This window comes from Cypionkella sp. (assembly GCF_034376685.1).
In the GTDB taxonomy this organism is placed as follows: Bacteria; Pseudomonadota; Alphaproteobacteria; order Rhodobacterales; family Rhodobacteraceae; genus Cypionkella.
In genome coordinates this window covers 1-20,281 of sequence record NZ_JAXMJJ010000065.1, presented here as the reverse complement: position 1 = coordinate 20,281, position 20,281 = coordinate 1, and the positions used below count along the sequence as shown (strand labels likewise).

General features: G+C 60.8%; 24 protein-coding genes. 7 read left to right on the top strand and 17 right to left on the bottom strand.

Going from position 1 to position 20,281, the window contains the following annotated elements; genetic code table 11:
- The 3 genes from U1A24_RS12890 to U1A24_RS12880 all read right to left on the bottom strand — a co-directional run.
- On the bottom strand, positions 1–778 hold a 778-nt coding region (locus U1A24_RS12890), incomplete at its 3' end, for a hypothetical protein (protein WP_322322377.1).
- Positions 779–799: 21 nt separating this feature from the next.
- Positions 800–1,198 (bottom strand): phage holin family protein, encoded by a 399-nt coding sequence (locus U1A24_RS12885; RefSeq protein ID WP_322322376.1) that lies wholly within the window; start codon positions 1,196–1,198, stop codon positions 800–802.
- Positions 1,195–1,734, bottom strand: a complete 540-nt coding sequence (locus U1A24_RS12880) for a hypothetical protein (RefSeq protein ID WP_322322375.1) — start codon at positions 1,732–1,734, stop codon at positions 1,195–1,197. The genes U1A24_RS12885 and U1A24_RS12880 overlap by 4 nt, the downstream gene beginning before the upstream one ends.
- Positions 1,735–2,083: 349 nt before the next feature.
- On the opposite strand from U1A24_RS12880, the gene U1A24_RS12875 reads away from it, so the two are divergent.
- The 3 genes from U1A24_RS12875 (at position 2,084) to U1A24_RS12865 (ending at position 4,640) form a co-directional block, all read left to right on the top strand.
- Positions 2,084–2,257, top strand: coding sequence for a DUF1328 domain-containing protein (locus tag U1A24_RS12875; RefSeq protein ID WP_322322374.1), 174 nt, complete (start codon positions 2,084–2,086; stop codon positions 2,255–2,257).
- Positions 2,258–2,504: 247 nt separating this feature from the next.
- Positions 2,505–3,581, top strand: coding sequence for a sensor histidine kinase (locus tag U1A24_RS12870; protein ID WP_322322373.1), 1,077 nt, complete (start codon positions 2,505–2,507; stop codon positions 3,579–3,581).
- A gap of 153 nt (positions 3,582–3,734) precedes the next feature.
- Positions 3,735–4,640, top strand: coding sequence for a LysR family transcriptional regulator (locus U1A24_RS12865; protein ID WP_322322372.1), 906 nt, complete (start codon positions 3,735–3,737; stop codon positions 4,638–4,640).
- A gap of 45 nt (positions 4,641–4,685) precedes the next feature.
- On the opposite strand, the gene U1A24_RS12860 is transcribed toward U1A24_RS12865, so the two are convergent.
- The 3 genes from U1A24_RS12860 to U1A24_RS12850 form a co-directional block, all read right to left on the bottom strand.
- Positions 4,686–5,558 (bottom strand): OmpA family protein, encoded by an 873-nt coding sequence (locus U1A24_RS12860; RefSeq protein WP_322322371.1) that lies wholly within the window; start codon positions 5,556–5,558, stop codon positions 4,686–4,688.
- A gap of 138 nt (positions 5,559–5,696) precedes the next feature.
- On the bottom strand, positions 5,697–6,404 hold the full coding sequence (locus tag U1A24_RS12855) for a GNAT family N-acetyltransferase (protein ID WP_322322370.1): 708 nt from the start codon (positions 6,402–6,404) through the stop codon (positions 5,697–5,699).
- Positions 6,401–7,120: a competence/damage-inducible protein A gene (locus U1A24_RS12850; protein ID WP_322322369.1), complete on the bottom strand. Its 720-nt coding sequence runs from the start codon at positions 7,118–7,120 to the stop codon at positions 6,401–6,403. Before U1A24_RS12850 ends, U1A24_RS12855 begins: the two co-directional genes overlap by 4 nt.
- Before the next feature lie 180 nt (positions 7,121–7,300).
- Here U1A24_RS12850 and map point away from each other — a divergent pair, with 180 nt between their 5' ends.
- Positions 7,301–8,110, top strand: a complete 810-nt coding sequence (map, locus tag U1A24_RS12845) for a type I methionyl aminopeptidase (RefSeq protein WP_322322368.1) — start codon at positions 7,301–7,303, stop codon at positions 8,108–8,110.
- Here map and U1A24_RS12840 read toward each other — a convergent pair.
- Genes U1A24_RS12840 through U1A24_RS12830 form a run of 3 tightly spaced genes read right to left on the bottom strand, consistent with a single transcriptional unit; the run spans position 8,107 to position 10,504 of the window.
- Positions 8,107–8,745 carry an HAD family phosphatase gene (locus tag U1A24_RS12840; protein WP_322322367.1) on the bottom strand — a complete coding sequence of 213 codons (639 nt, stop codon included), beginning with the start codon at positions 8,743–8,745 and terminating at the stop codon, positions 8,107–8,109. The two genes, map and U1A24_RS12840, sit on opposite strands and share 4 nt — an antisense overlap.
- The gene (rsmD, locus tag U1A24_RS12835) at positions 8,742–9,299 is read right to left on the bottom strand and encodes a 16S rRNA (guanine(966)-N(2))-methyltransferase RsmD (RefSeq protein WP_322322366.1); all 558 of its coding nucleotides are present in this window, start codon (positions 9,297–9,299) and stop codon (positions 8,742–8,744) included. The genes U1A24_RS12840 and rsmD overlap by 4 nt, the downstream gene beginning before the upstream one ends.
- Complete coding sequence (locus U1A24_RS12830) at positions 9,296–10,504, bottom strand: NAD(P)/FAD-dependent oxidoreductase (RefSeq protein WP_322322365.1); 1,209 nt, start codon at positions 10,502–10,504, stop codon at positions 9,296–9,298. The genes rsmD and U1A24_RS12830 overlap by 4 nt, the downstream gene beginning before the upstream one ends.
- A gap of 78 nt (positions 10,505–10,582) precedes the next feature.
- Here U1A24_RS12830 and U1A24_RS12825 point away from each other — a divergent pair, with 78 nt between their 5' ends.
- Complete coding sequence (locus U1A24_RS12825) at positions 10,583–11,071, top strand: peroxiredoxin (protein WP_322322364.1); 489 nt, start codon at positions 10,583–10,585, stop codon at positions 11,069–11,071.
- A gap of 51 nt (positions 11,072–11,122) precedes the next feature.
- On the opposite strand, the gene U1A24_RS12820 is transcribed toward U1A24_RS12825, so the two are convergent.
- The 6 genes from U1A24_RS12820 to U1A24_RS12795 form a co-directional block, all read right to left on the bottom strand.
- The gene (locus U1A24_RS12820; RefSeq protein WP_322322363.1) at positions 11,123–11,488 is read right to left on the bottom strand and encodes a 4a-hydroxytetrahydrobiopterin dehydratase; all 366 of its coding nucleotides are present in this window, start codon (positions 11,486–11,488) and stop codon (positions 11,123–11,125) included.
- A 12-nt stretch (positions 11,489–11,500) separates the two neighbouring features.
- On the bottom strand, positions 11,501–12,646 hold the full coding sequence (locus U1A24_RS12815) for a GNAT family N-acetyltransferase (protein WP_322322362.1): 1,146 nt from the start codon (positions 12,644–12,646) through the stop codon (positions 11,501–11,503).
- Between the two features lie 96 nt (positions 12,647–12,742).
- On the bottom strand, positions 12,743–13,513 hold the full coding sequence (locus U1A24_RS12810) for a glycerophosphodiester phosphodiesterase family protein (RefSeq protein ID WP_322322361.1): 771 nt from the start codon (positions 13,511–13,513) through the stop codon (positions 12,743–12,745).
- Positions 13,513–13,974: a RidA family protein gene (locus U1A24_RS12805; RefSeq protein ID WP_322322360.1), complete on the bottom strand. Its 462-nt coding sequence runs from the start codon at positions 13,972–13,974 to the stop codon at positions 13,513–13,515. Before U1A24_RS12805 ends, U1A24_RS12810 begins: the two co-directional genes overlap by 1 nt.
- A 277-nt stretch (positions 13,975–14,251) precedes the next feature.
- Positions 14,252–15,622, bottom strand: a complete 1,371-nt coding sequence (locus tag U1A24_RS12800) for an HlyD family type I secretion periplasmic adaptor subunit (RefSeq protein ID WP_322322359.1) — start codon at positions 15,620–15,622, stop codon at positions 14,252–14,254.
- Positions 15,619–17,355 carry a type I secretion system permease/ATPase gene (locus U1A24_RS12795; protein WP_322322358.1) on the bottom strand — a complete coding sequence of 579 codons (1,737 nt, stop codon included), beginning with the start codon at positions 17,353–17,355 and terminating at the stop codon, positions 15,619–15,621. Before U1A24_RS12795 ends, U1A24_RS12800 begins: the two co-directional genes overlap by 4 nt.
- A gap of 187 nt (positions 17,356–17,542) precedes the next feature.
- Between U1A24_RS12795 and U1A24_RS12790 the strand changes: the two genes are divergently transcribed.
- Positions 17,543–18,292 carry a VacJ family lipoprotein gene (locus tag U1A24_RS12790; RefSeq protein ID WP_322322357.1) on the top strand — a complete coding sequence of 250 codons (750 nt, stop codon included), beginning with the start codon at positions 17,543–17,545 and terminating at the stop codon, positions 18,290–18,292.
- A gap of 10 nt (positions 18,293–18,302) precedes the next feature.
- Positions 18,303–18,893, top strand: a complete 591-nt coding sequence (locus U1A24_RS12785; RefSeq protein ID WP_322322356.1) for an ABC transporter substrate-binding protein — start codon at positions 18,303–18,305, stop codon at positions 18,891–18,893.
- Positions 18,894–18,968: 75 nt separating this feature from the next.
- Here U1A24_RS12785 and U1A24_RS12780 read toward each other — a convergent pair whose 3' ends face one another.
- Both U1A24_RS12780 and U1A24_RS12775 read right to left on the bottom strand, forming a co-directional pair.
- Positions 18,969–19,391 (bottom strand): VOC family protein, encoded by a 423-nt coding sequence (locus tag U1A24_RS12780; RefSeq protein WP_322322355.1) that lies wholly within the window; start codon positions 19,389–19,391, stop codon positions 18,969–18,971.
- A gap of 181 nt (positions 19,392–19,572) precedes the next feature.
- The coding region (locus U1A24_RS12775) for a penicillin-binding transpeptidase domain-containing protein (RefSeq protein ID WP_322322354.1) at positions 19,573–20,281 on the bottom strand (709 nt) is incomplete at its 5' end.

Below are 20,281 nucleotides of genomic sequence, written 5' to 3'. Positions count from 1 at the left end.
TTCCGGCCAGAATATCCATCGCCTCACTGGCGCGGCGACGTTCATGCGCAAGCAGGCGCCGAGTTTCTTCCAGCAAACGGTCGCGTTCTTGCGCCAGTTTGCGGTCTTGTGATGGGCGGCGCAGCAAGGCCGCCGTGATCGCTGCCCCCAGCGCCAAAGCCGCGCCGGTGACGGCCACTGGATGCTCGTTGATCGCTTTGGCTGTCGAGGCGCGCAGGGAAAGTTGCGCCTCATAGGCGGCCTCACGCGCGGCGAGAACACGATCTTGCGCGGCGGTCGAAAGCTGGTCCAACCCGCTGCGCATCGCTTTGCGCACATCGCGCGCCAGATCGGCCAACACGGCACCACGCTGTTTGGCATATTCAAGCCCGTCCAGCGCCAGTGCCTCTAGCTTGTGCAGGCTGGCATTGGCTTGCGCGCGCAGGGATTCGGCCTCGGCGATCCAGTCGAAATCTTCGTCTTCAAGGGGCTGAACCGGGCCGCCTTCATCTTCCCAGCGTGACTGGGCTTCAAAAGCCGTGCCGCTGAGGCCATCAGTCTGTGTTGCGGCCCCATTGCGGCGCAGCAGATACCACGCCAAGCCCGCCCCGGCCAAAGACACCAGCGCCGGATGCGCCCGTGCGACAGTGCCAAGGCTGTGCGCATGCGCCAGCAGATCACCACCGACACCGGGCAGCGAAAATTTGTCGCCCAGCGCTGCCAGCGCTGCTTTCAGCGCCGCGCGATCTTGCTGCAACTGCCGCTCGATCAGATCGGGTTCAAGATTATCCATTCGCATCAGGCTCTCCTTTTTCGTGGCCTATTCGGATTGGGCCGTCGATTTGAAACTGGCCAAGTCTTTGCCCAGATTGTGAAAGGTGCGTTTTGGGTGCAGGCGTGCGGGGTCAAGCAGCCACAGCCCCCAATGCAGGCAGCCATAGGCAATCAACAACACCACACCACCCAAAACCAAAGCCGCCATTCCTGACGACAAACCCGCCGCCACCAAGCCAGCCACAGCGGCCCCGGCCAGCAGGTTCAGCGCGATCACGCCAAACACCACCGCCAAGACCAGTTGCATCGCTGCTTGCCGCACCGCGCGCAGGTTTTGCCGCACCTCGGCCTTGGCAAGCGCCACTTCGCCGCGCAGCAGCCGGTCCATGCCGCTCAGCACATCGCTGAACAGCACGGCCGTGCCGCGTGCAGGCGAGGGGCTCATCCGCGGCGGCCGCGATTGCGGGCTTGCGATTGGATCAGATGCGCCAACGCAAAACCAAGCACAGCGGCACCAGCGGCCACGGTGCCGGGATGACGGCGGGCATAGGCTTTGGTGCTGGTGACCAGATCGTTGATCGAGCTTGCATGCAGGTGCTCGGCGACATCTGCGACGCCCGTCGATACAGCATTCGCCACCCGACCGGAAACCGCCCGCGTGCCATCCGCCGCATCATGCAACGCCTTGGCCAGACGGTCGCCGCCATCGGAAAGTTTGGATTTGGCCGAGCGAAGGCCCGATTGGGCGGCATCGCTGAGATCATCCAGACGGTCTTCGGCAGCAGCCGCAGCCTCGGCGGCCTGCGCTTTCAGCTTGCGCGCGGCGGATTGGCTCAGGTCTTTCGCGTCATCCAAAGCCTCGGCGGCGCTGTCACGCGCTTTGCGGCCCAGTTGTGCCGCTTTGTCCGCTGCCTGCTCGGCGGCATCGTCTGCAGCGTTTTTCGCGTTCGAGACGGTCTCTTTCAGGGTATTCGCGTTCATCATCTGTCCTTTGTCTCATAGCACCGCCCGGCGTCTGGAGGGGCTCCAGACGGTCAAGCAGCAGATCCCATTTGAAACGTTCAGTGGCAGGGCAGCCCGTGCCACCGGGATACGGGACTGCAAGACTCGGGCGTTCGACCCATAGCTGTGCCTTCCTTCGCATCTCTGCGGGAACAACGCGGGGTGCTTGCGAATGGTTCCCGAAAAAATCTGGCAGGACTGAAAATTCCGCAGCCTGCCGTTTGCCACAAACGGCAGGATCTTGGGGAACCAGAGCGCACAGCGCGGGTTGATTCATCACATCCCCAACAGCCGTTAGAGTGCTGTTCAACCTTACAGGAGAAACATCATGCTAAGCTGGGCCCTGACATTTCTTGTTATCGCATTGATCGCCGCCGCCTTGGGTTTTGGCGGCATCGCAGGCACTTCTGCCGGCATTGCGCAAATTCTGTTCTTCATCTTCCTCGCGCTGTTCGTGATTTCGCTGGTGGCGCGGCTGTTGAACGGCAAATCGCGACTCTGACCCTGGTTTTCTGCGCTGTCCCGCCTTCCTCCCTGAAGGCCACCTAAGGCCGCAGGTTCGCCCTGCGGCCTTTTTTCACGATGTTTCAGACTATTTCAGCGAAGTGTGGCCTGCACACGGAACTCCGCCAAGAGTTGACTCGCCTGATCCGCAGAACCCCCATAAATTATTGTAACTTGCAGAATTTGCCTCATGTATGCGATCGGACGCGCATATGAAGCGCCTTTAGATACAAGGTTGTCGGGCAATGGACGGGATAGAAACCTCTGCGCAGGGGTGGTCTTCACAGGGCACCGCGTCGGCGGGTCTGCTGGCACGTCTCACTGAGATGACTTTGGCCAAGCATAGCCTGTGGTATGAGGCTGTCTTTGCAACAGGTGGCTTTGCGCTGGCGCTGTATATCCGGTTTGTCGCCGATCCTATCCTGCCGCCCGGCTTTCCGTTTCTGACATTCTTTCCGGCGGTGTTGCTGACCTCGGCGTTCGCATCGGTGCGCTCGGGCGTGGTGGTGGCGATCGCCAGTGGTGTGGCGGCACGCTATTTCTTCATCACCCCAATTGAGTCGCTCAGCTTGAACGGTGCTTCCGCAGTGGCGATGGGGTTCTTTACGCTGGTTGTGCTGACAGAAATCCTGCTGATCAGCGCGGTGAAGCAGGCGCTGCTACGGTTGCGGGCGGCGCAACAGCGCAGCGATGATCTGGCGACATCAAGCGCTTTGATGTTCTCAGAATTGCAGCATCGGGTGTCGAACAATCTGGCGACGGTGGCCGCCTTGCTGCGCTTGCAGGCTGGGCAGACCAAAGATGTCGAGGCGAAGCAGGTGCTGTCGGTGGCGCAGGTGCGGATTGACACGATCTCGCGGCTGCAACGGCGGCTGCATTCGCCAAATATCCAATCGGTCGCGGTGGCGGATTTCATTCAAGATATGGCGGCGGATACCATCGATGCGGCAGGTGCCGGAGCCAATGTGACGCTGAAGTTCGATCTGACCCCGGTGCAGGTGGTGCATGAAAAGGCGATTCCGCTGGGGCTGATCGTCAGTGAACTGCTGATGAACGCGGTCGAGCACAGTCCGGGCCCCGAAGTGCGTGCGGTGGTGATCACCATCTCACTGTCACAAGAGCCGCGTGAGGGCGGGGGCCATCTGGTGACGCTGGATGTGCATGATTCAGGCAAGGGCGTGCCAGATGGGTTTGATGTGGACACCTCAAAAAGCCTTGGCATCAGCATCGCTCGGCAGTTTGCACTGCAACTGTCTGGCAAGCTGAGCCTGTTCAACGCAGCCGACGGCGGTGCGATCTCGCGGTTGCAGTTCGAGAATTAAGGCGGTTTCAGGCATTAGAACCACGCTCCGGTGTTTCCGTGCCATGAACGATCCGCCTTTTTACCCCGGATAGGACGCAAGCGCGCCCCGATCCTGCCCGATTTGACTCTCAATAAGGTCTTATCTGCCCACTCTGCTCGCTTGGGGAAAACAATGGACCGACTCACTGAAATGGAAGCCTTTGCCACGGTCGTAGACCAAGGCGGCTTTACCGATGCTGCGAAGAAGATGGGGATTTCGAAATCTGCCGTTTCGAAACACGTCTCTGCGCTGGAGGCCCGCTTAGGTGCGCGGCTTCTGAACCGCACCACCCGCCGCGTCTCTCCGACCGAGATCGGCCTTGCCTATTACGACCGCGCCCGCCGCGTGCTGAACGATGCGGGAGAGGCCGATGCGCTGGTGACCTCGATGCAATCTGCGCCTTCGGGTCTGTTGCGGATCTCGGTTGCTACAGATTTTGGCGTCAATCTTTTGTCGCCGATCCTGGGGGATTTCCTGCTGGAATACCCCGACATCACCGTCAACATGGTGCTGAACAACCGCTATGTCGAGCTGATCTCGGAGGGCTTTGATATGGCCATTCGGGTTGGGGAGCTTGAAGACAGCTCACTGCGCGCCCGCAAATTGACCGATACCACCAAGCGGATGATCGGCAGCCCGTCGTATTTCCAGAAATACGGCCGGCCCTTGAAAATCGACGATCTGAATGATCACAAGCTGCTGCATTACTCCAACCAGGCCAATGGCAATGTGTGGAAAGTGTCTGCGCCCTCGGGGGAAAAGCGGCAAGTGCGCACGGCGGGGTGGCTGACGGTAAACGATGGCCAAAGCCTGCTGAACGCGGCGATTTCCGGCCTTGGCATCGCCTATCTGCCCAGTTTTCTGTATGCAGATGCGATGAAAAACGGTCAGGTCGAAGAAGCGATCCCCGGCCTTCCGGTAGAGACCCTTGGCATCTACGCGGTGTATCCGCCGGGCCGCTTCACCCAGCCGAAAGTGCGCGCCTTCATCGACTTTCTGGCGCGTCGCTATCTCGATAAGGGCCCTGATCTGTGGTAAGATCGGGTTTCTGATCGCAGCAAACGCAGAAGCAAGCAGAGTAAGTCATTCAGGGGTCGAGGTTGGAACAACCTCGACCCTGCGATTTTGTTGCTGGCCTTCTGCGGTCTGATTGCTGGCGCGCGGTGCCAGAGGGCCGACGCCGTTGGCCGTTATCTGGGCTGCTGCCACGCCATAGCGGGTCAGCAAGGTTTGCCGCACGCTTTCCGCGCGCTTTTTCGACAGCGCGGTATTGCCTGCCAACCCGCCCGAAGCATCGGTATGGCCGACCAGCATTGCCACCTGCTGCGGATTGGCCTTCAACCACGCCGCCAGCGCACTCAGAGAGGCATATTCACCTTCGCTCAGCGTTGAGGTGCCGGAACTGAACACCAGATCCTCCAGCACTTTCGACTGGCCCAGATCAAGCGCTGCGCCCAGATCATCCGGGGCCGCAGCGACTGGGGCGGGTTTCAACGCGAAAGTGCCCGGCTTTGCGGGCTCGGGTGTTTTGGTCGAGGTTGCCACCTGCGGTGTCGCGGCCCCACCGATCCGGGTCAGTTGCACAAAGCCGGTGTCGGGTGAGCGGCTGACGATCAGGCCAAGATACTCAACCCCCAGCGGCCCTGCCCGTTCTGCCGCGATATAGCGGAAATCGCCCAGATCGACATGCATGTCAGGCTCGGGCAAAATCTCGGTGCCATAGCGGAAATCATAGCCGCCGCAGGCCTCGGTCTCGCATTCAAAGATCACCTTGTAGCCAGCGGCGGCAATCTGGCTGCGCAGCGATTGGGTCATTGCCAGCGTCGAGATGTCTGGATCGGCAATGCGCCACGCGCTTTGCTCTAGATTGCCCTCGGTCAGTTGCGTGGCGATCTTGCCATCCTGAAACGGTCCCACCGCCAGCCGAAACGAGGCCAGTGCCTCTGCGCGTTGCAAGGTGGTTTCAGATGGTCCGGGAAATTGCAGCGCAAGCAGGGGGGCCGCACTTGCAGGCAAAGCTGCAAAACTGGCGGCGACCAAGGCACAGGCCACTCGAAACGCGGTTTTTTCCACTTGTTCTGGCCTCTTCTGGGCTCATTTCTGTCGATAGTGATACTGTCCCACAACCTCCATGCCAAAGGAAGCATAAAGCCTGCGGGCGGGATCATTGGCGACAGTGACCACAAGAGACAGAGTATCCGCCTCATTGTCTTGCGCCCATAGCGCCGCTGCCCGCAAGATGTTGTGCGCGGAACCCTGCCGACGTTGGCTTGGCGTGACCGCTAGTGCATGCAGCATGGCAATACTGTCATGGATCGCGACAAAGGCCGTGCCTGCGGCGCGATCCTGCGCGCGGGCAAGGATGGTGGTTTTTGGCCCCAGCACCCGGTCCATCACCGCCAGTCGCGCTGGGCCAATGCCGCCTTCGGCCCACAGATCAGCGGCAATGGCCATCGGTGGCCAATGCGGGAAGGTCGTCATATGCTGGGGCGGTTGCGCCAGCGCGGCAACCGGCGCGGCATAGGCCACCACCGGATCAACGATGCGATACCCGCGTGCCATCAGCGCCTGATCAAGCAAGCCATCGCCCTCACGGATCAAAAACAGCGACGGCTGGTCGAGCGCCGCCATTGCGGCTTCGGCCTGCGGAATATCGGTGTCCTGCCAATCGCCCTCGGCTGTGGTTGCCGATACGCGTTTGCCGCCGCCCAAGCCGTTGCGCAATGTCCACGGCCCCAGCCGTTCAGTCGAGGCCGGGCCCCAAGTGGCTTCCATCACCGCCAAAAGCTGTTCCGGCGTCATCCGAACAACTCCGTCAGTCGCATCATCGCGGCACTGACCCTGCCGGGATCGGTGCCGCGGATCACCAGATTGGTGCCATAAGCGCCGTTCTGGGTGAACGGGTAAGACCCCATCGACAGATCGGGAAATTCGGCGGCCAGCGCGCCGAAGTCCGCGGCAATCTCTCCCTCACCGCGCAAAACCCGCAGGTTCTGGCTGAGCAGCGGCGGACCGCCCGTCAAATTGGGCAGAACCGAAGCCAGCATGGCCTCGAATATCTTCGGCACCCCGGCCATCACATGCACGTTTTCCAACGTGAAGCCCGGAGCAATCGACACCGGATTTTCGATCAGCACCGCGCCATCCGGGATCCGCGCCATGCGTTGCCGCGCCTCGTTGAACGGCAAGCCTTGGCGTTCGTAATGCGCGGTCATCAACGCCATCGCATCGGCGCGGTGGCTGATCGGGGTTTGAAACGCGTCGGCGATGGCGTCGGCGGTGATGTCGTCATGCGTCGGCCCAATGCCGCCCGATGTGAACAGATGGTCATATTTGGCGCGCAATGCATTCACCGCCGCCACAATCTCGGCATGATCATCCGCCACCACCCGCGCCTCGGCCAAGGTGATGCCGTGCTTGGTCAGCTCGCAGGCGATGTAATGCAGGTTCGAATCGCGGGTGCGACCCGACAGAATTTCATCACCGATCACCAGCATCGCAGCTGTTGGATTGGGCATTTGACGCTCCTTCTTCTTTCGCGAACCATAAGCCAAAGCCGGGGCAACAGGCCAGCGCCGCGTGTGTCTTGCTGTATGCACAGATAAAGCCCGCAAAAAGCCCGGCAAGAGCCAAGCGCACTCCGCCTCTGGCAAAGCCGCAACGCATCGCTTATTTAAGGCCAAACCGGAGGATTACCCGTGGAAGACATCCGTGGCCGCGTCACCAAGAATGGCATCCGCATCTATGAAGATGCGGATTTCGCAGGCATGCACGCGGCAGGGCGCTGCGCTGCGGAAATTCTTGATATGGTTGCAGATTATGTCAAGCCGGGGGTGACCACGGCGGTGATCGACGATTTCATCCGTGAAGAAATTGAACGGCGCGGTGTGGTTTCAGCGACGATTGGCTACAAGGGCTATCAGCACGCCTCGTGTATCAGCGTCAACCATGTGGTTTGCCACGGGATTCCCGGCGGCAAGGTCTTGGCGGATGGCGATATTCTGAACGTCGATGTCACGGTGATCGTTGACGGTTGGTTTGGCGATACCTCGCGGATGTATGTGGCGGGCGCTGTGCCGCGCAAGGCGGAGCGGCTAATCGAAGTGACGCACGAGTCGCTGATGCGCGGGATTGCGGCGGTCAAGCCGGGCAATACCTTTGGCGATATTGGCTATGCCATTCAAAGCTATGTCGAAGCCAACCGCATGTCTGTGGTGCGCGATTTCTGCGGTCACGGGCTTGGCCGGGTGTTCCACGCGCCGCCAAATGTGCTGCATTATGGGCGTCCGGGGACGGGGGCGGTGCTGGAAGAAGGCATGATCTTTACCATTGAACCGATGGTGAACTTGGGCCGTCCTGAAACCAAAGTTCTGGCGGACGACTGGACCGCCGTGACCCGCGATAAATCCTTGTCGGCGCAGTTCGAGCATTCCGTTGGCGTGACGGCGACGGGCTGCGAGATCTTCACCTTGTCGCCCGCAGGCAAGTTCCATCCGACTTGGGGTTAAAACCCCAGAAGTTTCGGTAAGTCCTTCATATCGCTGAAAAGAACTGCGCCCTCTGCGGCCAGTGCGGCATTGCCATCCGGGGCATAGCCCATGCAGCGCATCCCCGCCGCACGCGCGGCGCGCGCACCTGTTGGGCTGTCTTCGATCACAATGCAGTCATTTGGGGCCACCCCAAGCGCTGCGGCGGCGTGCAGGTAAAGATCAGGCGCGGGCTTGGGTTTGCCCAAAGTTTGCCCTGAAAACAGCCCCTTGAAGCGCGGGATCAGCCCGTGCTGCCCCAAAGTGATCTGCATCTTTTCCGCCGAGCCGTTCGAGCCCATCGCATAGGGAATCCCCGCCGCGTCCAACGCATCCAGCACGGTCAGAATTCCGGGGATCAGCGGCGTGCCAAGCCGCAGTTGCGCATAAAGCCGGGTGTAGAAATCATCACACCAGTCAGCTGGCAGGCTTGCCCCCATCGCATTGGCTTTCTCCCGCAAGCCTTGCAGGGTCATGCCCAGAAAGGTGTGGTGCAGCGTCTCTACCGCCATCGGCAGGCCGTGCTGCTCAAGATCGGCGGCCAGCAGATCAAACAGCATCGGCTCACTGTCAACGACCACGCCGTCACAGTCGAAAATCACAGCTTTGGGGGTCATGCAGGGGCTTTCAGCAGGGTGACAAGCGTGTCGCCATATTTGCGTTGGTCAAGGAGTTCAAATCCGGCGGGGGGGATCGGCTTTGTGCTTTCTTCCCAAATCACAAGGGCTTCCGGGGCGAGCCACGACGCCAACGCGGCCAGCGTCGCCTCGCCCATTGCCTTGCCATAGGGCGGATCGAGGAAAACAACGTCGAAGGCCGCGCCCGGATTGATCCCCGGCTTGGTGGCATCGCGGCGCAGGATGTCGCATCGGTCTTCGGCCCGCATCAGCGCGATGTTGCGCTTCAGAAGCGCGGTTGCCGCAGCACCGTTTTCAAGGAAAGCTGCCGAAGCCGCCCCCCGCGACAGTGCTTCTAACCCCAACGCGCCTGTGCCCGCGAACACGTCCAGCACGCGGGCATCGCGCAAGGGATGGCCATAACCGCCATTGATCAGCAGGTTGAAAATCGACTCGCGCACGCGGTCTGAGGTGGGGCGAAGATGCGCTTTCGCATCACCTTCCCCCACCGGAGTCAGATGCAAACCCCGCGCGCTGCCGCCGATGATCCTCATGCTTTCAGCAGGGCTTTCAACTCGGTTGCCGGGTCTGCCAAGGCGGCTTTCGAGGGTGATTTTCCATTCTCGATCAAGCGTTTACCCACCATATAGGCGCGCGGATCATTCATCGCATCGACGGCCAGCAGGGTATCGCCCTGGAAATACCAGAAGCTGACGCTGTCGCCATCCGGCCCGCGCGTGACGATGTTGTCATAGCCGACATTCAGCCCAGCGATTTGCAGCTTACAGTCGTATTGATCCGACCAGAACCACGGCTGCGCCTCATAGGCCAGACCCGCGCCCATGATGTTTTCGGCGACAGTTTCGGCCTGATGGATGGCGTTGCCGACCGATTCCAACCGCCAGCGCCCGCCCTTGTGCGGAAAGCTGGCGCAATCGCCCGCCGACCAGATATGCGGATCCGAGGTGCGGCCGAATTCGTCGGTTTTGATGCCATTCTCAATCGCCAGACCCGCGGCCTCGGCAAGGCCAGTGCCGGGCAGAATCCCGACGCCCGCGATGATGAAATCGGCGGGCAGTTCAGTGCTATTGGTCAGCCGCACGCCAGTAACGCGACCCTCGCCCAAGATCTTCTCAAGCCCCATCGATTCGAGGATTTTCACGCCATGCGCCGTGTGCAAAGCCCGGAAATAATCGCTGGTTTCGGGGGCCGCCACGCGTTGCAGAATACGCGGGGCCATCTCAACCACCGTCACATCAAGGCCCAGTTTCGCGCCAACCGCTGCGGCTTCAAGCCCGATATAGCCGCCGCCAATCACCACCAAGCGCCGCCCCGGCGCAAATTCGACCTTCATCGCATCGACATCGGCCAGACTGCGCACGGTGTAGATTCCGGCCAGATCGCCGCCGATATTGCTAGGCAGGCGGCGCGGATAAGACCCGGTGGTCAGCACCAACTCGTCATAGGGGATCATGTCATTGCCGATCACCACCTTGCGGGTGATCGGTTCAATCAACGAGACTTTATGCCCCAATTTCAAGGTGATGTTGTGTTCGGTGTAGAAATCCGGGCCGCGCAGCCACAGCCGTTCTTCCTCCATCTCGCCCAGCAGATAGGCCTTGGACAAAGGCGGGCGCTGATACGGCGGAGCGGTTTCATCCCCGATCAAAGTGATGCTGCCCTGATGCCCCAATGCGCGCAGTTTTGCCACCAGCGCGGCCCCGGCTTGCCCGGCCCCGATTACAACGACGTCAGTCATGCGTACTTCCTCTGGTCGAATGTTTGCGCGGACCCTATATCCCGCAGGACAGGTAACGCAACGCGAGAGGGATAGAATATGACGATTTCTGTTGGGGCCAAACTGCCGGATGCATCTTTGCAGATCATGGGCGGAAATGGGCCAGAGGCGGTTTCGCTGGCGTCAAAGCTGGCCGGGCGCAACGTGGTGATCTTCGGGCTGCCCGGCGCGTATACCAGCACCTGCACCAGCGCGCATGTGCCCAGCTTTATCCGCACCAAGGAGAAACTTGCGGCCAAAGGCGTGGATGAGGTGATCTGCCTCTCGGTCAACGATGCTTTCGTGATGAAGGCATGGGGAGATGCGACAGGTGCCAATGCGGCTGGCATCACGATGGCGGGCGATGTTGATGCGGGCTTCACCAAAGCCATCGGCATGGAGTTCTCGGTGCCCGCGATCGGCTTCTTTGACCGCTCGAAACGCTATGCTCTGTATGCGGTGGATGGCGTGGTGAAAGTGCTGCACGCCGAAGAAAACGCGGGCCAGTGCGATATTTCCGGCGGCGAAGCGATGCTGGCGGCGATCTGATTTGATATGTGACTCTGCATTCGTATTGATGTGAATGCAGAGTCACACACCTCACGCGATCCGGTTTGCGCGGCTTTCGCACAGGCAGGAAATCGGCTCGGAATGGTTGTGGATCACCTCCGCGCCGCCTGCAATTTTGTCCATCTGTTTGGCCAGCGTGATATCCAAAGCCGACAGGCCGTTGCAGTCATGCGTGACCAGCGTGACATCGACGATATTGTATTTGTTTGACCATTCCGGGTGATGGCTCAACTTTTCTGCGGCCAAAGCGGCGCGGGTCATAAAGCCCCAGGCTTCGGAAAAGTTCTTGAATTTCCAAACCTTGCGGATCGCATCGCGGTCAGGAACCGACCCCCATCCAGTTTCGCCTAAAGCGGGTAGGACGGCGCGATCTTCGGTGCTTAACAGCTCAGCCATGACGCTTCCTTTTCAATCTTCCGAGTCTACCCGGCGGAACGGGCCGTAAGTGGTCAGCACTTCAATCTCATGATCCACCGCACGGCGCTCTTCTGTAAGATATCGCGCCACGGCGTTACGGAAAGACCGATCTGCAATATAATGCAGCGAATGCACCGGCATCGGCAGATAGCCGCGTGCGAGTTTGTGCTCACCCTGCGCCCCCGCCTCGACCCGCGACAGGCCGTGGCTGATCGCCCAGTCGATGGCCCGATAGTAGCAGAGTTCAAAATGCAGGCAGGGGTGATCTTCGATACAGCCCCAATAGCGGCCATATAGCGTGTCGCGGCCAATGAAATTCAGCGCCCCGGCCACCGGGGTTTCCCCATTGAAGGCTAGCACCAGCAGCACATCCTCGCGCATCGTGGCCTGAATTTCATCGAAGAACGCGCGGGTCAGATAGGGCGTGCCCCATTTGCGGCTGCCGGTGTCTTGGTAAAAGATCCAGAATGCGTCCCAATGCGCAGGTTCAATCTGATTTCCGGTCAGGGTGCGGATGGTCAGGCCAGAGGCGCGAGCGGTTTCGCGTTCCTTGCGGATCATCTTGCGTTTGCGGCTGGAAAGATCGGCGAGGAAATCATCGAACGTCGCATAGCTGCGGTTTTGCCAATGGAATTGCTGGGTGATCCGGTGCAGCAGGCCATGCTTGCCCGCCAGCGACTCGGCTTCGTCTTCGGTGCAGAAGGTGATGTGCAGAGAGGACAGATTATTCTGATCGGTCAGGCCGATGGCGGCTTCCAGCAGCGTTTCGCGTAAAGTGGGATCACCCAGAAATCGTCGGCCCGAGGCCGGGGTGAACGGCACGGCAGCTTGCAGTTTCGGATAATAGCTGCCGCCCGCGCGCTCTAATGCCTGCGCCCAGCCGTGATCGAAAATATACTCGCCCTGACTGTGGGATTTGACGTAAAGCGGCAGGGCGGCGATCGGACTTTCGTCCCGCAGGATCAGCGGGCGCGGCTGCCAGCCAGTGCCTTTGCCGGTGGAGTGCGAGCGATCCAGCGCAGATAAAAACCGATGCGTGGTAAAGGGATCCAGCGGGCGGCCCGGTTCCGGGCAGGCAAGCGCATCCCACTCGGCCGCAGTCAGGTCGGCCATGCCGTTGAGGAGCTCTGCTTGCATCATCCGCCTGTTTTTGCGGTAGGTTTGGGGGCGGTTAGACCCCAGACCGCCCTAAGTATTTTCGCCAAGGTGAAGATGGTCTGACGGAAGATTTCGTCAAGCTGGAAGGGCGGCGGCGTAGGTTTCAAAGGTGACATTCTGCGCGATTTTGCGGGCTGCGGCCTCGGCCACAGGGCTGCGGATCGTCCAGCACAAAATTGCGGCACCTTGCGTTTTTAGCTCGGTGACGCGGGGGCGGGGAAGATCGGCAGCTTCGTGGCTGATGAAGCTGGAAAGGGTGGGGTCGTAATCGGGTATTTCGCGGAGGCGGTCGCAGGTTTGGGGCGGCAGCGGGGCCCAGTCTGTCGGGTCATAGGCCGATGTGGTCAGACCACGCGGGATGTGTGGCGCGAGGCGCGCCATGTGGGCGATGGAATGCGGGTTGAAGGACATCACGGCGACAGGGCCTTGGTATGTCGCCAGCAGGGTCGCGGTGGCAGCCTCCAGGCGGGCATCGGTGTCGTACATGGTGCCGGTCTGGTCTTTGATCTCGATCAGCAGCGGAACCTGACCCGCGACGAGGGCGAGGATTTCGGCCAGTGTCGGGACGGGTTCATCGCAGTCGCGCAGCTTGATCTGGGAAAGGGCGGCAGCGGTATGGTGTTTGATCGGGCCGGTGCGCGCGGTCAGCCGATCCAGCGCCTCATCATGGAACACCATCGCGACGCCATCGCTGGAGAGTTGCAGATCAATCTCAATCCCGTAGCCCGCCGCGATCGCGGCCTTGATCGCACCGCGAGAATTCTCGGGGCGGCCGAGGCTGCGGTCATGATAGGCGCGGTGGGCGAGGGGGGCGGATAGGAAAGCGGCGGGCAGGGGGACGCGCATCAGTTGATCTCGAAGATGCCTTCGATCTCGACCGCGACACCGAAGGGGAGCGAGGCTGCCGAGACGGCGGAGCGGGCGTGGCGGCCGGCGTCACCCAAGGCTGCGACCATGAAATCGGAAGCACCGTTGATGACTTTCGGTTGATCGGTGAAGTCGGGGGTGGAGTTGACGAAGCCGACCAGTTTCACCACGCGGACCACGCGGGAAAGATCTCCGCCGCAGGCTTTCTTCAGCTGGGCCAGCAGAGAGATCGCGCAGGCTTTGGCGGCTTCGGCCCCGGCTTCGACCGTCAGATCGGCGCCGAGTTTGCCTTTGATCATGCCTGCGGAGGTCTGGCTGATCTGGCCCGAGATATGGACGAGCGATCCTACCTGCACGAAGGGGACGTAGTTGGCAGCCGGGGCGGGGGCGTCGGGGAGGGTGACGTTAAGCTCGGCGAGGCGGGATTCGATGCTGGACATATTCGGCTCCTGATCAGATTTGTGGGCAGGCTACCCCGCGGGCGGGGGCGGGGGCAAGGCTTGCTTGGTCCCAACTCGGGACCTTTTTATTGTTTTGTATATCAATGAGTTGACTGGGCGACGTTAAGGGATTTTTAACGATTTGCGCCACCGTGACCGCAAACTCTGATCTTTCTGACATCCTCTGTACGCAAATATCCCACGGGTTTGCCATTGGTCCGAGAACCAATGGCATAGGGGGTGTGAACCCCCGGCGGTGGCCGCAGAGCGCAGCCTCTTATTCTTCGCGGAAAGCCATCGAGAAGTAATCGGTGAAGGGCTTCAGCAGATAGGACATCGGCGAGCGTGCGCCGGTTTCGATGAAGGCTTCGACCGGCATACCGGGCAGCAGAGTTTGCTCGTTCAGTTTGGCCGCTTCACCATCGTCGAGCACAATCTCGGCGCGGAAATAGCTTATCTGGCTGCGCTGATCGACCAAAGCGTCGGCAGAGAGCGTTGTGACATGGCCAAAGATCTCGGGTGTGGTGCGGGCCGAGAAGGCCGGAAACACCAGCCGAACCTTTTGGCCGACATAAACTTCGTCGATGTGAATCGGTTGCACCTGTGCGGAAATCACCAAGGGGCGATCCTGCGGGATCAGGTACAGCACCGGATCGGCCGGGCGCAAGACCGAGCGCGGTGTGGTCACCTGCAGGCCCAGCACCAGCCCTGACACAGGCGCGCGAATGTCCAGCCGGGTGATACGCTCGATCAGGGCGCGGCGGCGTTCGACCAGTTCCAGCGCTTGCGGGCCAAGATCGCGCAGTTGGGTGTTGGCTTCTTCCCGGCGCACGGCGGCAAGGCGCAGCACTTCCAGATCAATCTCGGTGCCACGGCCTTCGGCTTGGGCTTTGGACGCGATCAACTCGCCCATGCTTCCGTTCAGGGAAGCCTGACTGCGTTGCAGTTCCAGCACGCGGCTGGATTGGGCAAGGCCCTTGTCGAGCAGGGTTTGCTGGGCAGTCAGTTCCTGTTCAATCAGCACAAGCTGTTGTTTCAGAGCGCTAATCTGAGCCTCGATGCCTTCGATCTGCGACATGATCTGGCTTGCACGTTTGACAAGCTGATCACCTTGCCGCGCCAGGCTTTCCTTGCGGGCGAAGAACAGTTTGCGCTGGCCTTCGACCTGTTCAACGACATCGGCACGGGTTTTGGCAAGCTCGGCCAGTTCGCCGGTAAAGCTGGGGGCTTCGGCGTCGTCACGCTCGGCTTCCAAACGGGCGCGGCGCGCCATCGTTTCGAACAACTGGCCTTCAATGATGGAAAGTTCGGATTGCAACAGACTGCCGTCAAGCCGGATCAACAGATCGCCGGCGTTCACCGCCTGCGCCTCTTTCACCGCGATTTCGGCGACGACACCGCCATCAGGGTGGTTCACCACTTGCTTGTTCTGTTCAACCTCGACCTGACCCGAGGCGACGATAGCGCCGTCAATTTCGGTCATAAAAGACCAGCCGCCGAAGCCGATGACCAGAACGGCGACGGTGATCAGACCAAGGATGACGGGGCGGCTGGCCGACCAAGCGGGGGCGAGGCTTGACGGTGGATTGGCTGTGGCTGCCAGTGGCGCCACTGCGGTGGGGCTGACCGGGGCGGGAGTTTGGCTCATGATACGCCTCCGGGGGCTGTCGCCTGGGTGATCTGGCTGTGGTTCTTCACCATCTCACGCAACACGGCATCGCGGGGGCCAAAGGCGCGGCGCATGCCGTCTTCCAGAACCATGAGCAACTCGCATTCCTGAATGGCGGCGGGACGGTGCGCCATGATCAACACGGCACCGCCTGCTTCTTTGGTGGTGCGGATCGCGGTGTTCAGCGCAATCGTGCCATCATTGTCGAGGTTGGAGTTCGGCTCATCCAGCACAAGGATCACCGGGTTGTTGAACAGCGCGCGGGCAAGGCCGATGCGCTGGATCTGGCCGCCGGACAAACGACCGCCGATTTGTGAAATGCGGGTGTCATAGCCTTCCGGCAGTTTGATGATCATCTCATGCGCGGCCGCGCGTTTGGCGGCGTCGACGATTCTGGCGGGATCGGCGTGGTCTTGCAGGCGGGCAATGTTCTCGGCGATCGTGCCATCAAACAGGGTGATACGTTGCGGAAGGTAGCCGATATAGCCGCCGAGCACGTCGGGATCGTATTGATCCAGTGTTGCGCCATCGAGGCGGACTTTGCCGCCTGCGGGTTTCCACACACCGATCAGCGCGCGGGCAAGAGTGGATTTGCCAGCGCCTGAGGGGCCAATGACGCCCATAGCCTGACCGGGCTCTAGTCGGAAGTTGATGGCGCGCAGCACGGCTTGCTGTTCGCCGGGCGGGATCACGGTGAGGTTTTGCGCCTCGAGCACGGCTTTCGGCTTTGGCAGGGCGGTGCGCGGCGGTTCTTCCGGCATTTTTGTCAGCAGGTCGGACAGGCGGCGGTTGGCCTCTTGGGCGCGGGTGACGATGGCCCATTGGCCGATGACTTGTTCCACCGGGGCCAGCGCGCGGCCCATCAGGATCGAGCCTGCGATCATCGCGCCCGGAGACAGTTCGCCTTGCAGCACCAGATAGGCGCCAAGGCCCAGCATGGCCGATTGCAGAAACATCCGGAACGTCCGGGTCATGCCACCGAAGCTGCCCGCCAGATCCCCCGCCTTGATGCTGGCGGCAAGCGCGGCGCTGCGGGCTTTTTGCCAGCGGTCAAAGGTGGCCGAGGTCATGCCAAGGGCCTGAACGGTTTCGGATTCACCTTTGATCAGGTCGGACATGCGTTCCGCCCCGAGGGTGAGGTTGTTGGTGCGGTTCAGCGGGGCGAGGGTGAGGCGCTGGTTCAGGATGGTGACGATGACAAGGATGACGCCGCCAATCAGCGAGAGCACGAAGAGATAGGGGTGGAAGATGTAGATCGCGATGAAAAACAGCGGCATGAATGGCAGATCGAACATCGCCAGCAGGACGGGCGAGGCCCAAAGCCGCTGGATAGCCTCCAGATCGCGCTGGGCAGCGATGGCGGTGGGCTCGTTCGGTTGCAGGGTCAGGCGGCGCAGCGCGGCCGAGAACACCCGGCGATCAAGCCGATCCTGCATCTTGGCGCCGATGCGGGCCATGACGCGGGCGCGGACGTTGTCAAGAATGCCAAGGCTTAGGAACAGGAACGTCACCAGCACCGAAAGTGCCACGAGGGTGGCTTCTGAGCGCGAGCCGAGCACGCGGTCGTAGACCTGAAGCATGTAAAGCGAGCCGCTCAGTTGCAGCGCGTTGGCGAAGACCGAGAACAGGGCTACCGCCCAAAGCAGGCCACGTTGATCGGCCCGTGCCGCGCGAAGCTCGGCTTCCCCACGACGGTTATCTGTTTGGCTCATCGCCTTCTCCGTTCCTGCCCGCAGCCCATTTTTTGGGCCAAGACGATCGGCGGAAATCATCCAGCGTCACCCCTTGGCCACGTTTGGCCGTTGTCTTGGATCACTGTGCCGCTTATCCCTTGTCTTTCACAGACAAAATCTATGCTTGGCGCGTGAAACTTGGCGGGAATGTAGAAGTATGGCGCAAGTGATTCCATCTCTTTTTGAAGCAGCCAGCCGAATTGCCGCTGGTTGTGTCGGGATTGCCTTTGTGCTTGCGGTGGCGGGATGCGCCAAAGCGCCAAGCGCGGATGCGGTGAACGATCCGGGCGAGGCGTTCAACCGGAAGATCTTTGCGTTCAACGTCGCCGTCGACAAAGCGGTGTTGCAGCCGGCGTCGGGCGTGGCGGGCAGCGGGCGGGGGCCGGTGATGACCGGGGTGCATAACTTTGCCAACAACCTCGATACGCCGGGCGATATCGTCAACAACGTGCTGCAACTGCGGTTGATGAAGGCGGCGGCGAATACCTTGCGCTTCGCGGTCAACACCACGGCGGGGGTGGGCGGGCTGTTTGATCCGTCAACCGCATTGGGTCTGCCCGCGCAGGAAACCGACTTTGGCGAGACGCTGTATGTCTGGGGCGTCGGCGAGGGCAAGTATCAGATGTTGCCGATTGTCGGGCCCTCGACCGAGCGTGACACGCTGGGGATGGTTGTCGACTATGCGATCAATCCGCTGCGCTATGTGCTGAAATCGCCAGAAAGCGACGTCGCGACGGCGGTGAAGGTGATTGATATGGTCGGATCACGCGCTCGTCATAGCGATACGGTGGATTCTATCCTATATGATAGCGCAGACCCCTATGCGCAGGCCCGCCTGTTGTATTTGCAGAACCGCCGCTACACGTTGGGTGAAGCCCCTTCGGATGAAAGCTTTGAGGACCCCTATGCAGAATAACCATTCAATGATGTCACGTCGCCGCTTTGCGGCTGGCTTTGCGTTGGGATCGGTGGCGTTGGCTTTGCCGCTGCCGTCACTGGCGCTGACAGTGGGTGATGCCAAGGATATGATCGGCAAGGCTGTGGCTGAGATCAACACCACCATCGCCAGCGGCAAGTCGCAGACTGCGATGTATGGCGATTTTGAGCGGATTTTCAGCCGCTATGCTGACGTTCCGACAATTGCACGCTCGGCTTTGGGCGTGGCGGCGAAGAAGGCCTCGTCGGCACAGATGAGCAGTTTCACCAAGGCGTTTCAGGGCTATATCAGCCGTAAATATGGCGCGCGGTTCCGCGAGTTCATCGGCGGCTCGATTGAAGTCACCGATGCCCGCCCGATCAAGAGCTATTACGAGGTGATCTCGGTGGCGCATCTGAAAGGACAAGCGCCGTTTGATCTGCGCTGGCATGTGTCGGACAAATCGGGGCGCAACCTGTTCTTCAACATCATCATCGAAGGCGTCAACATGCTGGCGTCTGAGCGCACCGAAATCGGCGCGATGTTGGACAAGCGCGGCGGCAATCTGGACAAGCTGATTGTCGATTTGAAGACCGCCTGACCTGAGAATATCTCTGCGAAAAATCAGGCGCATCCCATCGGATGCGCCTTTTTTGTTGGAGGGTTTCGCGCGGTCCTAGTCTTGCGGCAGCATCGCCGGGTTCCAGACAATTTCCCAGAGATGCCCGTCCAGATCGCGAAAATAGCCCGCATAACCGCCATAGAACGTCTCTTGCGCGGGTTTGACCAGTTCGGCACCCGCGCGCTGGGCGGCGGCGAGGATTGCGTCAACCTCTTCGCGGTGCAGGACGTTGTGGCCGAGGGTGAAGGCGGTGGGGCTGATCGGTTGCTTGGACAAACCGGTGTCATGGACGATATCGTCTTGCGCCCAGATCGCCAGTTTCAGCCCGGCAGACAGATCAAAGAACGCCACGGCACCATGGACGAATTCACGCCCGACAATGCCTTCGGTGGCAAGGCCCAGCCCATCGCGATAAAAGTTTAGCGCGCGCTCAAGATCGGCAACGCCCAGTGTGACAACGGAAATGCGCGGTTTCATGTTCATACCCTTGCTATCGGCACGCGCAGGATGCGCGCACCTTGATAGTCTTGGGCCGTCACATCTGCGACGGAAGGACCCGGCTTGTGCGGGGGCGGGCCAACCTTCCCGCGCTGAACCTGTTTCAGACAAGGACAGGATAGGCCTGTCTGAAACCGGATCAAGCCCAAAGATGGGCCGATCAGTTGCCGCTGTTCAGGATGTCTTTCAGCAAGGCTTCGACCTGATCATCGCTGGGGTTCATCAAGGGCACCGAGGGTTCTGCCGGAGCCTGATTGAACTGCGCATTGGGATCGTTGAACTGCGCGTTCGGGTCCACCGGCTGGTTAGAGGCATTGCCGGGGTTCGGGCGCAGACGCGGTTCTGGAATGATCATCGGCAGTTCTTTGACAGGCATGCCGTCTTCGACGCGGCTCATCACCTCATGCCAGATTTCGGCGGGCAGGCCCGCGCCGGTGACACCTTTCAGGGGCGTGTTGTCATCATAACCGATCCAGACGCCCGCGACATAATCGGCGGTAAAGCCGATGAACCACGCATCGCGCGCAGCACTTGTGGTGCCGGTCTTGCCAGCCGCCGGGCGACCATCCAGCCGTGCGCGTCCGCCGGTGCCGCTGTCGATCACCTGTGCCATCATATAGGTCAGCAGTTTGGCGGCGTTTTCTGAAATCACCCGCTCGCCAATACCGCCGCCCGCGCCCATCAGGCTTTCTTCCTCACCCTTGAGTTTGAGCTCCATCAGGCCGTAGGGGGTCACCGCCGAGCCGCCGTTGAGGATGCCCGCATAGGCACCGGTCATCTCGATCAGGGTGGATTCCGACGCGCCAAGCGCAAGCGCCGGGCCTGCCGCTAGATCGGACTGGATGCCGAAACCCGCGGCAATCGCGCGC

What these genes read in the sequence shown, in the direction of transcription:
- U1A24_RS12840 (WP_322322367.1), bottom strand. Translation starts at nt 8,745, where the DNA reads ATGACCCCCAAAGCTGTGATTTTCGACTGTGACGGCGTGGTCGTTGAC.
- U1A24_RS12800 (WP_322322359.1), bottom strand. Translation starts at nt 15,622, where the DNA reads ATGAGCCAAACTCCCGCCCCGGTCAGCCCCACCGCAGTGGCGCCACTG.
- U1A24_RS12825 (WP_322322364.1), top strand. Translation starts at nt 10,583, where the DNA reads ATGACGATTTCTGTTGGGGCCAAACTGCCGGATGCATCTTTGCAGATC.
- U1A24_RS12855 (WP_322322370.1), bottom strand. Translation starts at nt 6,404, where the DNA reads ATGACGCCGGAACAGCTTTTGGCGGTGATGGAAGCCACTTGGGGCCCG.
- U1A24_RS12865 (WP_322322372.1), top strand. Translation starts at nt 3,735, where the DNA reads ATGGACCGACTCACTGAAATGGAAGCCTTTGCCACGGTCGTAGACCAA.
- U1A24_RS12830 (WP_322322365.1), bottom strand. Translation starts at nt 10,504, where the DNA reads ATGACTGACGTCGTTGTAATCGGGGCCGGGCAAGCCGGGGCCGCGCTG.
- U1A24_RS12820 (WP_322322363.1), bottom strand. Translation starts at nt 11,488, where the DNA reads ATGGCTGAGCTGTTAAGCACCGAAGATCGCGCCGTCCTACCCGCTTTA.
- U1A24_RS12805 (WP_322322360.1), bottom strand. Translation starts at nt 13,974, where the DNA reads ATGTCCAGCATCGAATCCCGCCTCGCCGAGCTTAACGTCACCCTCCCC.
- U1A24_RS12810 (WP_322322361.1), bottom strand. Translation starts at nt 13,513, where the DNA reads ATGCGCGTCCCCCTGCCCGCCGCTTTCCTATCCGCCCCCCTCGCCCAC.
- U1A24_RS12815 (WP_322322362.1), bottom strand. Translation starts at nt 12,646, where the DNA reads ATGCAAGCAGAGCTCCTCAACGGCATGGCCGACCTGACTGCGGCCGAG.
- U1A24_RS12870 (WP_322322373.1), top strand. Translation starts at nt 2,505, where the DNA reads ATGGACGGGATAGAAACCTCTGCGCAGGGGTGGTCTTCACAGGGCACC.
- U1A24_RS12850 (WP_322322369.1), bottom strand. Translation starts at nt 7,120, where the DNA reads ATGCCCAATCCAACAGCTGCGATGCTGGTGATCGGTGATGAAATTCTG.
- U1A24_RS12885 (WP_322322376.1), bottom strand. Translation starts at nt 1,198, where the DNA reads ATGAGCCCCTCGCCTGCACGCGGCACGGCCGTGCTGTTCAGCGATGTG.
- U1A24_RS12795 (WP_322322358.1), bottom strand. Translation starts at nt 17,355, where the DNA reads ATGAGCCAAACAGATAACCGTCGTGGGGAAGCCGAGCTTCGCGCGGCA.
- U1A24_RS12880 (WP_322322375.1), bottom strand. Translation starts at nt 1,734, where the DNA reads ATGAACGCGAATACCCTGAAAGAGACCGTCTCGAACGCGAAAAACGCT.
- U1A24_RS12785 (WP_322322356.1), top strand. Translation starts at nt 18,303, where the DNA reads ATGTCACGTCGCCGCTTTGCGGCTGGCTTTGCGTTGGGATCGGTGGCG.
- rsmD (WP_322322366.1), bottom strand. Translation starts at nt 9,299, where the DNA reads ATGAGGATCATCGGCGGCAGCGCGCGGGGTTTGCATCTGACTCCGGTG.
- U1A24_RS12780 (WP_322322355.1), bottom strand. Translation starts at nt 19,391, where the DNA reads ATGAAACCGCGCATTTCCGTTGTCACACTGGGCGTTGCCGATCTTGAG.
- U1A24_RS12875 (WP_322322374.1), top strand. Translation starts at nt 2,084, where the DNA reads ATGCTAAGCTGGGCCCTGACATTTCTTGTTATCGCATTGATCGCCGCC.